The sequence below is a fragment of the Phytobacter sp. RSE-02 genome, from assembly GCF_040578655.1.
In the GTDB taxonomy this organism is placed as follows: domain Bacteria; phylum Pseudomonadota; class Gammaproteobacteria; order Enterobacterales; family Enterobacteriaceae; genus Phytobacter; species Phytobacter diazotrophicus.
The window spans coordinates 734,400-748,153 of record NZ_JBEULY010000001.1; the positions used below are offsets into that span (position 1 = coordinate 734,400).

General features: G+C 50.6%; 12 protein-coding genes, 2 tRNA genes and 3 pseudogenes. 6 read left to right on the top strand and 11 right to left on the bottom strand.

What is annotated here, in order from left to right:
* Positions 1-193: 193 nt before the first annotated feature.
* Positions 194-1,123 carry an MDR family oxidoreductase gene (locus ABU190_RS03310; RefSeq protein ID WP_354690424.1) on the bottom strand — a complete coding sequence of 310 codons (930 nt, stop codon included), beginning with the start codon at positions 1,121-1,123 and terminating at the stop codon, positions 194-196.
* Positions 1,053-1,873 (bottom strand): annotated as a pseudogene (locus tag ABU190_RS03315) (TetR family transcriptional regulator C-terminal domain-containing protein). The gene ABU190_RS03310 and the pseudogene ABU190_RS03315 overlap by 71 nt, the downstream one beginning before the upstream one ends.
* A gap of 81 nt (positions 1,874-1,954) precedes the next feature.
* Here ABU190_RS03315 and ABU190_RS03320 point away from each other — a divergent pair.
* The 3 genes from ABU190_RS03320 to ldtA all read left to right on the top strand — a co-directional run bounded on the left by ABU190_RS03320 (position 1,955) and on the right by ldtA (position 3,505).
* Positions 1,955-2,173 carry a hypothetical protein gene (locus ABU190_RS03320; RefSeq protein ID WP_354690379.1) on the top strand — a complete coding sequence of 73 codons (219 nt, stop codon included), beginning with the start codon at positions 1,955-1,957 and terminating at the stop codon, positions 2,171-2,173.
* A 2-nt stretch (positions 2,174-2,175) separates the two neighbouring features.
* Positions 2,176-2,478: a helix-turn-helix domain-containing protein gene (locus ABU190_RS03325; protein WP_354690380.1), complete on the top strand. Its 303-nt coding sequence runs from the start codon at positions 2,176-2,178 to the stop codon at positions 2,476-2,478.
* A 76-nt stretch (positions 2,479-2,554) separates the two neighbouring features.
* Positions 2,555-3,505, top strand: a complete 951-nt coding sequence (ldtA, locus tag ABU190_RS03330; protein ID WP_354690381.1) for a L,D-transpeptidase — start codon at positions 2,555-2,557, stop codon at positions 3,503-3,505.
* Positions 3,506-3,597: 92 nt separating this feature from the next.
* On the opposite strand, the gene ABU190_RS03335 is transcribed toward ldtA, so the two are convergent.
* Both ABU190_RS03335 and ABU190_RS03340 read right to left on the bottom strand, forming a co-directional pair.
* Complete coding sequence (locus ABU190_RS03335; protein ID WP_041851854.1) at positions 3,598-3,786, bottom strand: YjfB family protein; 189 nt, start codon at positions 3,784-3,786, stop codon at positions 3,598-3,600.
* Between the two features lie 190 nt (positions 3,787-3,976).
* Positions 3,977-4,052 (bottom strand) — tRNA-Asn (locus ABU190_RS03340).
* Positions 4,053-4,384: 332 nt separating this feature from the next.
* Between ABU190_RS03340 and nac the strand changes: the two genes are divergently transcribed.
* Complete coding sequence (gene nac, locus ABU190_RS03345; protein WP_041851853.1) at positions 4,385-5,302, top strand: nitrogen assimilation transcriptional regulator NAC; 918 nt, start codon at positions 4,385-4,387, stop codon at positions 5,300-5,302.
* Positions 5,303-5,403: 101 nt separating this feature from the next.
* Positions 5,404-6,354: an HTH-type transcriptional regulator Cbl gene (cbl, locus tag ABU190_RS03350; RefSeq protein ID WP_041851852.1), complete on the top strand. Its 951-nt coding sequence runs from the start codon at positions 5,404-5,406 to the stop codon at positions 6,352-6,354.
* A gap of 51 nt (positions 6,355-6,405) precedes the next feature.
* Here the strand turns inward: cbl and ABU190_RS03355 are convergent, their stop codons facing one another.
* A complete protein-coding gene (locus ABU190_RS03355) occupies positions 6,406-6,882 on the bottom strand; it encodes a GNAT family N-acetyltransferase (RefSeq protein WP_071196365.1) in 477 nt (158 codons plus the stop codon).
* 91 nt (positions 6,883-6,973) lie between these two features.
* On the opposite strand from ABU190_RS03355, the gene ABU190_RS03360 reads away from it, so the two are divergent.
* Entirely contained in the window at positions 6,974-7,897 is a 924-nt protein-coding gene (locus ABU190_RS03360; RefSeq protein ID WP_354690382.1) for a LysR family transcriptional regulator, read from the top strand.
* A gap of 205 nt (positions 7,898-8,102) precedes the next feature.
* Here ABU190_RS03360 and ABU190_RS03365 read toward each other — a convergent pair whose 3' ends face one another.
* From ABU190_RS03365 to mtfA, 6 genes and pseudogenes are all read right to left on the bottom strand, one after another.
* A complete protein-coding gene (locus ABU190_RS03365) occupies positions 8,103-8,765 on the bottom strand; it encodes a hypothetical protein (protein WP_354690383.1) in 663 nt (220 codons plus the stop codon).
* A gap of 115 nt (positions 8,766-8,880) precedes the next feature.
* A pseudogene (gene vgrG, locus ABU190_RS03370) lies at positions 8,881-9,900 on the bottom strand (type VI secretion system tip protein VgrG); the annotation flags it as partial.
* Between the two features lie 621 nt (positions 9,901-10,521).
* The gene (locus ABU190_RS03375) at positions 10,522-10,794 is read right to left on the bottom strand and encodes a hypothetical protein (protein WP_354690384.1); all 273 of its coding nucleotides are present in this window, start codon (positions 10,792-10,794) and stop codon (positions 10,522-10,524) included.
* Between the two features lie 510 nt (positions 10,795-11,304).
* Positions 11,305-12,564, bottom strand: a pseudogene (locus tag ABU190_RS03380) (integrase arm-type DNA-binding domain-containing protein).
* A gap of 160 nt (positions 12,565-12,724) precedes the next feature.
* Positions 12,725-12,800, bottom strand: a tRNA-Asn gene (locus ABU190_RS03385).
* Between the two features lie 100 nt (positions 12,801-12,900).
* Complete coding sequence (mtfA, locus tag ABU190_RS03390) at positions 12,901-13,698, bottom strand: DgsA anti-repressor MtfA (protein WP_354690385.1); 798 nt, start codon at positions 13,696-13,698, stop codon at positions 12,901-12,903.
* Between the last annotated feature and the right edge of the window lie 56 nt (positions 13,699-13,754).

Here is a 13,754-nt window from a genome sequence, read left to right on the forward strand (position 1 = left end):
TGTTTCACAGGTGTACGGCTGTAGACGATAGTATGTCACAGCTTTATGAAACAATAACTCCGGATGATGGGTTTCGGAGGATGCCTGCCTTCAATGCCATTGCCGCGCATTGAGTGCGCAAATCTAATGATAATGGGGTGCTAACGGGACGTATGGTGCGAAGACGGCGCGACAGGGCGCGCCGGGGTAAACGTTAGCCGTTGATTTTCACCAGCGTACGGCCCTGAATCTTGTTACTCAGGAAATCGGCGGCAAACGCCGGAGCCTGCTCCAGGCCGATTTCAGTGGATGCCTGCTGGTAGTAGCTCTCCGGCAACAGACTGGCCAGACGCGCCCAGACCGCAGCGCGTTCAGCGGTCGGCACCATCACGGAGTCCACACCCTGCAGGCGGACGTTACGCAGAATAAACGGCATCACGGTGGTGGGAAGATCGAAGCCACCCGCCAGGCCGCAGGCGGCAACGCAGCCACGGTAGTTTGTCTGTGCCAGTACTTTTGCCAGTACTTTACTGCCGACGGTATCGACGGCACCGGCCCATAGCTGTTTTTCCAGCGGACGGGTCTCTTCGAAATCGCTGCGCGGCAGAATTTCATCGGCACCTAACTGGCGCAGGAAGTTGTGGGTGGATTCACGGCCAGAGACCGCGACAACGGTGTAACCCAGCGCTTTCAATAGCACAACGGCGGTACTGCCAACGCCGCCGCTGGCCCCGGTGACCAGCACTTTACCGCTTTCCGGTTTCACGCCAGCTTCAACCAGCGCATCCACGCAGAGCATGGCGGTAAAACCTGCGGTACCGATAATCATTGCGTTGCGGGCGCTGAGCGCGTCTGGCAGAGAAACCAGCCAGTCGCCTTTTACACACGCCTGTGCGGCCAGACCGCCCCAGTGGTTTTCGCCCACGCCCCAGCCGGTGAGGATCACCGACTGGCCGGGAGCAAAGCGCGGATCGCGGCTTTCGCTGACGCGACCGGAGAAATCGATACCCGGTACCATCGGGAACTGACGAATGATCTTCCCTTTACCGGTGATCGCCAGCGCGTCTTTGTAATTAAGGCTGGACCAGTCGATGTCGACCAGCACATCGCCATCGGCGAGGGCGGGCAGAGCGATATCTTTCACGGCTGCCAGGGTTTTGTTTTCAATCTGTTCCAGAACTAAAGCTTTCATGACTGAGTTTTCCTCGTCTGACTGTGGTTTTCGGCGCAGGGCCGTCCTGTGCAGGTGTTATTTTTGGGTAATGCTGTACAAAAAGAATTCCCAGTACTGATTCAGCGGGTCGGCAGACTGGAACAGTTTGGCGCGCATCACCGCGCCTTCCCAGCCGGACCAGAACACCCGCGCCAGTTTTTCCGGCGAAGCATCCTGCGGGATAACGCCTTGCGCTTGCGCCTCGGTAAAGCAACGGGCGACGCGCGTTTCCCACTCTTCGAGGATCGCTTTTAATCGTTGGGGGAACGCTTCGGGTAAGAGGGGGGACTCCTGTAGCAGGTTGCCAACAAGACAACCGCGGCGGAACTGATATTTCGCCATCCCTTGGCCCGCATGAAGCACAAAAGCGGCCATCCGCTCAAGCGGCTGCAGGGTGCCATCAAGCAGGAATTTGTCTAATTTATGGGCAAAAAAGGAACCGTAGGCTGCAAGCACCGCCATGCCAAATTCCTGTTTGCTCTTAAAGCAGTGGTAAAACGATCCCTTCGGTACGGCGATATTTTTAATGACCGCATCGATACCCGCCGACAAATATCCCGTCTCCGTCAGCACCGCCAGACCTGAACGAATCAATTCCTGGCGGGTATCAGTAAACGCGCGTTCGACCTTTGGAGGCCTGCCACGCCGGGGTTTTTGCGCAACGACCGTTTCGTTACTCATAATTTAGACCGGTTGGTTTTAATTGTCGCCAGCCTACGCGCAATCGGAATGCTTAGCAAGCGAAGCGAGGGGAAGGGCGATATGGTGCATGAAGGAAGTCTGGAACCTTGCTTCCGGTTTTGGCTGCGATTAAGTGCGCTTCTCCTGATTTTCTTTCACATTGCAGATTATCACTTTGCGGCTATTGTGCTGTGCGCAGGAAGTAAAGCTGGAAATGAAAAACATTTCTACGCCGAGATGATTTCGCGAGCTGAGCAGGAATATGCAAACTATCTGAAAAAACCAGAGAAAGAGGAGTAAATATGGGCAAAACGCTGGAACAACTGCTTGCGGAAGAAAAACCAGAGGTTGTGGCGCAGGCTGAGTCGATGGCGACTGAGACTCTCCTGAACATTCACCTGGCCGAACTGCGTGAGAAAGTGCAAAAAACGCAGGTGGAAATGGCGCATGCACTGGGGATACGGCAGCCTACGGTGGCGGGAATGGAAAAACCGGGTCGCGATTTAAAACTGTCGACGCTTAAGCACTACGTTGAAGCCACTGGCGGTAAGCTTCGTCTTGATATCGAACTGCCTGATGGGTCGCATTACGCGTTCGTTGTATAACCCGTGAGCATTAGCGAGACAGGGACAAAAAAGACTATGATTAGGCTACGCCTGTCGCGTCTGAGGAAAGGAAATCATGCGTCGTATTAAACTGTTTTATGGCCTTTTTATTTTGCTCGCCGGTCAGAGCGTGCTGGCGGTGAGTTACCCGTTGCCGCCGGAGGGAAGCCGCCTGGTCGGCAGCGTGCAGATCGTCACCGTGCCGCAGGGTAATACGCTGCCGCTGGAGGCCTTCGCCGCGCAGTACGGCCAGGGGTTGAGCAATATGCTGGAGGCTAATCCCGGTGTTGATCCTTTCTTACCGAAAGCGGGTTCCGAACTGATTGTGCCGCAGCAGATCATTCTGCCCGACACGGTGCGTCAGGGCATCGTAGTGAATGTCGCTGAAATGCGCCTTTACTACTATCCCAAAGACAGCAATACCGTTGAGATCCTGCCTATTGGCATTGGTCAGGCCGGACGCGAAACGCCACGTAACTGGGTTACTGCTGTTGAACGTAAGCAGGAAGGTCCCACCTGGTCTCCCACGCCGAACACCCGCCGCGAATATGCCAAAGAGGGGAAAACCCTGCCTGCTATGGTGCCTGCCGGGCCGGATAATCCGATGGGGCTGTATGCTATTTATATCGGCAAGCTGTATGCCATCCACGGGACCAACGCCAATTTCGGTATCGGGCTGCGCGTCAGTCAGGGCTGCATTCGCTTGCGTAATGACGACATCAAATACCTCTTCGATAATGTGCCGGTGGGCACCCGTGTGCAGTTGATTGACCAGCCGGTGAAAGCGACCATAGAGCCAGATGGCAGCCGCTGGGTTGAAGTCCACGAACCGCTATCGCGCAATCGCGCCGAGTTTGAATCCACGAATAAAGTCCCGTTGCCTCTGACGCCGGCGCTACATGCTGTCATTAAAGGCGAGGGCGTGGATGCGTTGAGGGCGGCTGAGGTGCTTGAACGCCGCTCCGGGATGCCGGTGAACATCAGCGAGTCCGCGCACAGCGCTGGTTTGAGTAACGAACGGTTGTAAGCCACAGATAAAAAAGCCCGCATCTGGGCGGGCCTGGCAGCATAGGTACTCAGGAATGCCCAATAAACGCAAGCGTAATTGGGCAAACTTGCTTATGCGGTGGTATTCACGTGACGACCAATTGACGGATTTGCCGGCACCTGAGGTATCTGATTAATGATACCGGTTGCCGTTGCCTCCTGGTTATCCAGCGCTTTTCTCAGGACAATGGTGCTGACCTGGTTCTGGAGGTTATAAGCACTGAGACTGGTCGATAATGATGCGATTTGCAATGTATCCATTTCGATCATCCTATTGTTAACAAACAAAAAATCTAACAGTGCGAGGACAAAGCCTCACAGTATCATCGGCATCTTCCGGTAAAACCTTAGAAAAGAATAAGTGCCCACTGCGGATTTGTCGAATGAACAGCGTGCGCTGCGCTGAAAAGCAAAAACCCGCTTAAGTTGCCTTAAGCGGGTTTTCTAAATTTGGCTCCTCTGACTGGACTCGAACCAGTGACATACGGATTAACAGTCCGCCGTTCTACCGACTGAACTACAGAGGAATCGTGTGAACGGGGCGCATATTAACGATGCCTGATCGCCTTGTCAAAGGCTGCAATACCTTTCACGTTCTGTTTGTCGACTATTTCGACAATGCGCCTGCAAGATAGTCAGTCTGCCGCCTGTTTGCACCATCATGAGGCAGAGGAGTCTCTTATGGGGCATCGGGCAAACCACTGTTTCAGTAATCATATCCCCCCTGGTTATCAGAATCTCTTATTATCCAGCCTGTTAGCGATGGTCAGATGACTTATCTAAAACTGGCAAGCATATTGCAACTCCTCCGACAACATGACTGCCGGCGTTGGCACTGGTATTCCGAACAGGAGGCAAAATGAACTTAAGACGCCTGAAATACTTCGTAAAAATCGTCGATATCGGCAGCCTGACTCAGGCCGCTGAAGTACTGCATATCGCGCAGCCCGCGCTGAGCCAGCAGGTTGCTACGCTGGAAGGCGAACTGGATCAGCAGTTGCTGATTCGCACTAAGCGCGGCGTGACGCCGACCGAAGCGGGCAAGATCCTCTATGCCCATGCGCGGACTATCCTGCGTCAGTGCGAACAGGCACAACTGGCGGTGAACAACGTGGGGCAATGCCTGCGTGGACAGGTCTCCATCGGTCTTGCACCGGGCACGGCAGCCTCCTCTGTAACGATGCCGCTGTTGCAGGCGGTGCGCTCAGAGTTACCGGAAGTGACCGTGTATTTGCATGAAAATAGCGGTACGGTACTGAACGACAAGCTCCTGAGTGGTCAACTCGATATGGCTGTGCTGTATGAGCGCGCACCCGGTTCCGGCATCAACAGCTTACCGCTGCTGAAAGAAGATCTGTATCTGGTCGGCACGCGCGATTGCCCAGGACAAAGCGTTGATTTGACAGCCGTTGCAGAGATGAACCTGTTCCTGCCACGTGACTACAGCGCGGTGCGTTTGCGGGTTGACGAAGCGTTCTCATTGCGTCGCCTGACGGCAAAAATCATCGGCGAAATCGAATCGATCGCCACTCTCACGGCGGCGATTGCCAGTGGTATGGGCGTAACGGTGCTGCCGGAATCCGCCGCCCGTTCGTTGAGCAGTGCGGCGAACGGCTGGATGGCGCGTATTACCACGCCGTCGATGAATTTACCGCTCTCTCTGAACGTTTCTGCCCGCGGTACGCTCTCGCCGCAGGCACAGGCGGTAAAAGATATTCTTATGTCTCTGGTAAGCCGCCCGGCGATGGACAGCCAGGAGTTGCAGTTGGTAAGTTAAGCGTTATTCCATTATGGAATAACATGCTGGTTTTTATTATTTGTTCTGCCAGGCCTCAGACTTTAACAATAGCGTCATGTCTGATGGCCCTGGAGGGAAGGGTGAATTTCCAGCAACTGAAAATTATCCGGGAAGCGGCGCGCCGGGATTATAATCTGACCGAAGTCGCCAACATGCTCTATACATCGCAATCCGGGGTGAGTCGTCATATCCGCGAGCTTGAAGAAGAGCTGGGGATTGAGATTTTCATCCGTCGGGGCAAACGGCTGCTGGGGATGACCGAGCCGGGTAAAGCGCTGTTGGTAATAGCCGAACGTATTCTCAATGAGGCGAGCAATGTGCGCCGCCTCGCTGACCTTTTCACGAATGACACATCCGGCGTGCTGACGATTGCGACAACGCATACACAGGCCCGCTACAGCCTGCCTACGGTGATTAAATCGTTTCGCGCGTTGTTCCCCGAAGTTCGTCTTGAGCTGATTCAGGGGACGCCGCAGGAGATTGAGACGCTGTTGCACAATGGTGGCGCGGATATTGGCATCGCCAGTGAGCGACTCAGCAACGACAGCACTCTCGCTGCTTTCCCCTGGTTCCGCTGGCATCACAGCCTGCTGGTTCCTAAAGATCATCCCTTATTGCAAACCTCTCCTCTTACGCTTGAGGAGATCAGCCGTTGGCCGCTTATCACCTATCGACAGGGGATCACCGGACGTTCGCGTATTGATGAAGCGTTTGGTCGCAAGGGGCTGCTGCCGGATATTGTGCTCAGCGCGCAGGATTCGGATGTCATCAAAACCTACGTTGAATTGGGGCTGGGGGTTGGGCTGGTGGCCGAGCAGTCGAGCGGGGAAAACGAAGAGGGCAAGCTGGTGCGGCTGGATACGCGTCATCTGTTCGATGCCAATACCGTCTGGCTTGGGCTTAAACGCGGTCAACTGCAGCGCAATTATGTCTGGCGCTTTATTGAGCTCTGTAATGCAGGGCTGTCGGTTGAGGATATCAAACGTCAGGTGATGGAGCCGGACGAAGAGGTGATTGATTACCAGATTTGAAAACAGCGTCCCCCGCATACGGATGCAGTCGGGGGATACGCGCGTTGCAGTTTACTCCGCAAATTTCAGCAGCGCATCGCCATCAAGACGATAGCGTACCCACTCGCTTTGCGGCAGTGCGCCGATGCTCAGGTAGAAATCAATTGCGGGTTTGTTCCAGTCGAGCACGCTCCATTCCAGACGACCACATTTACGCTGTACCGCGCACTGCGCAATGTATTTCAGTAAGGCTTTGCCTGCCCCTGCGCCGCGATAGTCCGGGGAAATGTACAAATCTTCCATATAGATACCGTTGCGTCCGAGCCAGGTAGAGTAGCTGGTGAAGAAGACCGCATAACCCGCCACGTTACCGTCGATCTCGCAGATTAACGCTTCGGTTTTACTGTCGGCACCAAACAGAGTGGCCTTAATTTCGTCCGGGGTGGTCACCACTTCTTCCGGGGCTTTTTCGTACACCGCCAGTTCATAAATCATGTCATAAATTGCATTTGCGTCCGTTGGGCGTGCCTGGCGAATCGTGATGCTCATTTCTCTTCCTGTCTGTTATGCGTGGGTTCAAATTGCTGGCGTTAAGCATAAGGGGTATTGTTAAAAGAATTAAGTGCAATGAAATCACTGGTTGATGAATATTATGCATCATGCTTTACGACGTCTTGATCTAAACCTTTTGCCCGTTTTTGACGCTATCTATCGGCATCGTTCCGTCAGAGCGGCCGCCGAGGAGCTGGCGATGAGTACGTCTGCCCTCAGTCATGCGCTGTCACGGCTGCGCGTCACATTGAACGATCCACTGTTCTTTCGCGAAGGTCACCGGATGTGTCCCAGCGTGTATGCGACCCAGCTCGCACCCGCTATCGCTCCGGCGTTGAAGTCCCTTAATCAGGAACTGACACCACAACCTGCGTTTGAGGCGGTCAGCAGTACCGATTGTTTTCAGATTGCTATTACGGATTTCACCGCATTTTGTATCTTTCCGGCCTTAATGAATCGGTTACAGGAGACTGCGCCAGGACTGCGTTTTGAGTTGCGTTATTTACCGCATAGCCCGGCGTTGACGGAATTGCTTGCCGGCGAGATTGATCTGGCGCTGGGGTTCAGTGCGCCGGATGATGTGGCGCATCCAGAACTGGATGAGATTGTCTGGTTTGAAGATGAGTATGTCGTCATCAGTAACAGCCAGCGCACGCGGCTCACGCTCGAAGATTATCTTGCGGCCAGGCATCTGGTGGTCACCCCCTGGAACGAGAAGCAGGGTATTTTGGATCTGCAACTGGAACGGATGGGGCATACGCGGCAGGTGACGATAAAAACCCCCTCGATGCTCAGCGCGCCGTTCATTATTGAGCAGAGCGACCTGCTGCTCGCTATTCCGCGTTTTGCCGCCGGGAAGATGAAGCTGGCGGCGCAATTAGCGCTTTTTGAACTCCCCTTTGCCGTGCCGCCGTTTGAGGTAAAAATTTATTCGCATAAGCGCAGTGGTAAGCGTGCGGCAACAGACTGGCTGAAAGGCCAATTGCAGGCGCTGGCAGAGAAGGGGATGTGAGGCCATAAAAGCAAAAACCCGCTTAAGTTGCCTTAAGCGGGTTTTCAAATTTGGCTCCTCTGACTGGGATCGCCTTAGCCATTAACTGGCTGATTGGTAAGCTAAACCTAAAAATGGGGTTGTCAAAACCACCAGAATGACCACCTTTTCGTAACCCATGTTTATATATTTCATCATGTCTTTATAAATCAGTTTGCATGAGGTCTCATTCAGCATAATACCATACGGCCTTAAGATATTTTCCGTTTGTATTTTTATAAATAACAATCAACCAAGAATTTGAGAATTGATTGTCAATAACAATTTTTTTATCATAAACTTCACTTACATTAACTGAGGTGTAAACAAAATTGTTATTTTTCTTATATTTTATTGGACGATTAATTTTATTTCCCAAGTTATCAATGTATGTGAGGGTTATTGTGGCTAATTCATATCCATCAACTCTAAATGGGAATTCTATATTATTTTTATCTGGTATCGGTCTTCTTAATATTGAACTGGATCTGGGATATATCCTATCAGTCCAATCCCAGTCAACACGGCCTTTTTTCAGACATAGGTTATTACTGGAAATACTATCACAATCGTAAATATTACTTGCTTTAATTTTATTGCCTTTGATTTTATATGAATACATTTTATTTCTGAAATCATAAAGGTCCTCTCTGGGTTTTTCATAACATGTCTCAAGAATTTTAATTTGTTGCTCTAGTATATGATAAATCTTTTCATTTGATGTGTGACTATTTTCTAATTCTTGCTTGAGGTGGTAATATTCCAAATATTTTGGTTCTTTTTCACAGACTTCTTCTCCTGACACATCGATAGAGAAAAATAGTAAAAGTAATAAAATATAATATCTCATGAGTATTACCTCACTACAACCAATTTACCTACGTATGTCCCATCCATTCCCGGCGTTCTGTGAGAAATAAGATAGTTATAAACAATATTCCATTTCTCCACATCATAGACAGTTACACGCCCTCGCGAAACACTTCCGGCGCATCGTCGCCCTGTACCTTTATCTCCAGACCCGGCATCAGCAGCGAGCTGGTGCTCTCTCCTTTCAGGATGGCCCGCCCGTTCAGGTAACGCTCATGGCGGATACGCGCATAGAACGCGCCGCTTTCCGGTGTGTCTTTATCACCCATTTTTAGGAAGTTGTCAGCGTAATGGTAGGCTTCCCCGTAGGTGGTACTGTCCCCGCCCGTGACGTCAAGCTGGCCGGTGGTCATCTCTGCCGTCGCGTCGCGGTAGTTGTAGTCCCGCGTGGTGACGCTTTTCTCCACCACGCTGTATGCCGTGTTCAGCCCCCACACCGCTTCCGTTCCGCTGTCACTCATCCCCGAAGGATTACGCAACGGCAGCGTCAGCCCGCGCTCATAGCCGCTCTGGTCGTCGTAAAACTCGATAACCTCGATTTTCAGCCGAGCATCGGTGCTGAACCGGAACCAGATACCCACTTCCGACAGCAGCCGCGAGATAAACGTCAGGTCGTCCTCGCCGTACTGCATCACCTGCTCGCGCGACGGGTATTCGCTTTTGAGGGTGAACACGAAGTCCTGACCGCGCATCCCGTGCCGCTCGCGCAGTATCTTCTCCACAATCTGCGGCACCGTCTGGTTCTGGTAAATCGCATTCTGTCGGCTGCGGGACAGCAGCGCCAGATGCGGTTCCAGCCGCACTTCATACCGGGCCTCATCGCGTGACGACGAAAGCAGCTTAAAGCCGGTGATCACCCCGTACAGGGTGCGCAGCGGCGTCTGTACCGGCATTCCCTGCATCGGCGGCGCCGTCAGGCTGAATGACCCGTCCTGCATCAGCACCGACTCCGGCACTATCGCCTTATCACTGCTGGTAAACTGAATGTCGTAGCGGAACGGCGTGCCCAGCTGTTCGCTGCCTTCAAAGGACAGCACGTCCTTTGCGCTGCTCAGGCCGCGAATTTTTAGCTTGTGGTGCGAGTGGTCGAAATTCAGTATGGGTACAGAATTCATTGCGACAGGTTCCCTGAAATAATTTATCCATTTCCCCTCAGACTATTCACTCAGGTAGAGGCAATATTATCTATATCTATATCTATATCTATATCTATATCTATATCTATATCTATATCTATATCTATAACTGTATTTGTTAATATCGCCTGATGCCAGAGAATGCTGCATAAGGATTTCATATAATAAAAGTACTGTTATTAATTGGAAGCCATTTTTCTTATAGGGATTGTGATAAAGATCTAATTTATGTATTTACTCTAAGGTAGGAGTGTTATTCGGCATTGCCAATAATTTCGGCAGAGAGGCTGGCTTTAATAGTTTTTGTGCATATGTCCCGAATGAGTAATAAATTGACGTGATGGGAAGTGAGAGTAGCGTATGTAAGAAACTTTGAAGAAAGGCAGGATGAACAATGTGCCGAAATAGTAAGAGGGAATAGTTCTTTTCATGGTTTTTGTATTCAAAATCAACAGATGTAATTTGTATATTCATTGCATGAGTAGTAATATGTTATTAGTATGATATCTCTCATTATCTTTATGTGATATAATGGATTTTTTATAATCGGAGGCTAGTATAGTGAATGGTGCTGATAACTTTATCTTTGAAACACTAAATTTACCTTCGCATTTTTTTTCGTTCATTTTTCCTGATACGTTCTCTGTCTCTTCTTTCCCATGAATGCTCTTTTTTAATTTGTGAAGAGGAAACAGCTTCTGGGCTGAACCATCGCTCAATGACAGACAGAAGGTTATCATTTTCCTCGACAGAAGAAATCAGTTGCTCTTTATATTTAGCAATGATATTTCCGGATAAAACGAAGCGCAATATAAATTTCAGTAAAGCCATTTTAGATGATTCTTTGCTCTCCTGATGAAGTAAGCGATGCATCCATGTAAAATCTTCTTCGGTGAACGATGAAAGTAATGTATTTGCTGAAATACTTCCTGTATCAATATCCTCTTTACTGACTTTTTTATTAAACCGTATTCTGTTTTAAAGATATACTCACATAGAGTTGGTATGCTATTTAGTGTTGAAAGAATTGTTGTTATATCATTTTGGCAAAGATAAGCGTCTCCTTTCATAAATAAACAACTAACCAGGCATGAAAGGATCATATCTTTCTCATCTGGCTGCACATGGTTCATAATTTGTTTTGGGCAAATCTTCACCAGAGCACGGCATAAATAACTAAAACGACTTTTTTGATAATACCTTTTAGTGTCAGGCCTGATATTGTCAACGATTAGTCGAGTTAGCATATTACGGAATGCTATAGATGAGTCAGATAATGGGGGATCTCTTCGGCTACATTATATAGTACCCATTTAAAGTCACTCGTAGCACTTTTAGGTTCTGGTTCTCTTTTCATTATCAATAAATTATATTTTCGCTGGCTCAGGCCGCCTTATGCCGCTGCGCATAAATGTACGGCAACGTACCCTTCGCGGCTCACGTCCAGAGAATCTGACCACCACTGCATCATGGCTTTGCGGGCGTCGAGGTGTTCAGCGCGATGGATATACGCCGCCCGAACGCTGTTGCGTTCCTGATGGCTCATCTGCCGCTCCACGGCATCCCGCGACCAGAGTTCAGATTCCACCAGTGCGCTACAGGCCATAGCCCGGAAACCATGCCCGCAGACGTCGGTTTTGGTATCGTAACCCATCAGACGCAGCGCCCGGTTGATGGTGTTTTCACTCATCGGCTTATACGGATTATGGTCGCCAGGGAACACCAGTTCCATATGGCCGGAAATTTCGTGTATCTGCTTCAGAATGGCAATTGACTGCCGGGAAAGCGGCACAATGTGCGGAGTACGCATTTTCGCGCCGCGACCAGAGAAACGGACCTTTTCTATGGTTTCGCGAGTGGCGGGGATGGTCCAGATTTTGTGTCTGAAATCAATCTCGCTCCAGCGGGCAAAGCGCAGTTCGCTGGAACGGATAAACAGATGCAGAGCCAGCGCTACCGCCAGTCTTGTTAACTGTCGTCCCTGTTGATAGTCACCGATACGTGCCAGCAGCTCGGGTAACCGCTCCAGCGCTGGGCCGGATAGTGATTTTTAACTGGCGGCGCGGTGACGCCTTCCAGATGCAGCGCCGGGTTGTTTTCGGTCAGTCCCTGCTGAACGGCGTAACGCATAAAGTTGCAGAGTTGCTGCCGGTACGGGACGCGACTTCCAGAAAGCCCTTATCCTCGATGACCTTAAGCAATGCCGTGAAATGCTGCGTTTTCAGCAGAGTGACAGGTATATGACCAATTGCCGGAAAGATATGATTTTTCATACTGGCGAGGATGCGCTCTGCATAGTCAGCCGACCATTTCTTGTTGGTTTTGTGCCATGCCACCGCAACGGCCTCAAAGCATTTTTCCGGTGACGCGGCGGCTTTTTCAGCGACACGCTGTTGCGCGGGATTGATATTCTGCGCCAGCAGTTTACGGATACCGCCAGCGCTGCTGGCGGGCTTCAGCGAGAGAAACCAGCGGATATGCGCCCAGACTGACGCGGGACTCTTTGCCATTGAAGCGATATTTGAGATACCAGATACGTGAACCGCCGGGATTGACCAGAAGATACAGGCCGTGCGAATCAGAAAATTTTACGGGTTTGGAAGGGGACTTTAAGTTGCGGATTTTTGAATGATTTAAAGACATTTGGGGGCACTCCAGAATCGAACCAACCTGACCCCAAATCTGACCACCAAAGTAACCGAATGCGGAGGGAAAACTGAATACGCATCGGGAAAGATTTTTACGCTAACTTATTGAATAATAATCAAATAAGTACTCATAAGGAAGCGTATGAATCGGAATTTGGCTCCTCTGACTGGACTCGAACCAGTGACATACGGATTAACAGTCCGCCGTTCTACCGACTGAACTACAGAGGAATCGTGTGAACGGGGCGCATACTACTTGCCACGTTCATATGTGTCAATACCTAATTTAACTTGCTGATTCAATTGGTGAATTAAAGTGCAAATTGCCTTTTTAGTGCACACGGCTTACGGGATCATTTGCTGAATAAGGCCGATCGCGCAGACGCGATAACGGATCCTGACCATAGAAATGACAGAAACGTTGCCATAACGCCGGGAAACGTGGGGCGAACAGTTCAGGTGCGCTGAAAAAATACTCCGACAGCACGGCAAAACACTCAGCAGGATCGGTTGCCGCATAGGCATCGATACTGGCCGCGCTTTCCCCTACCAGGTCGATTTCATCCTGAATATTATCCATCGCAGCGTGCAGATCGTGCTCCCAGCCAGCCACTTCGCGCATAGGGATAAGTGGAATACCGCTTGCCCTGTCGCCATTGCGGGCGTCCAGTTTGTGTGCGACTTCGTGGATGATCAAGTTGAATCCTGATGCATCGAACGAATCCTGGATGTCGAGCCAGTTCAGGACAATGGGGCCCTGCTGCCAGCTTTGCCCCGACTGGACGAGACGCTGGCTATGCACAAGGCCAATACCGTCTTCCCATTCATCGTCAACGACAAACGGAGCAGGGTAGATGAGTACTTCATGGAAACCATCCAGCCATTCAAGACCGAGTTCCAGTACCGGCAGGCAAAAGAGCAGACTGATACGCGCGCTCTTTAGCGCATCCAGTTCGAAACCTTGCAAGGCAACCAGCCGCTTTTGTTGCAAAAAACGGTCTGCAAGGTGAACCAGTTTCTCTTGTTCATCTAAAGAAAGGCTCGCTAACACGGGGATACTTAATGCTTCTTCCCATGGGAATTCCGCACCGTGAGAAGCTTCCTTTGTTTTCCAGGGCCACTTAATCATCGCTTTGCTCGCAAACTCGCCACTTGAACCAAATTAACGGGACAGGGTCTGTTAAA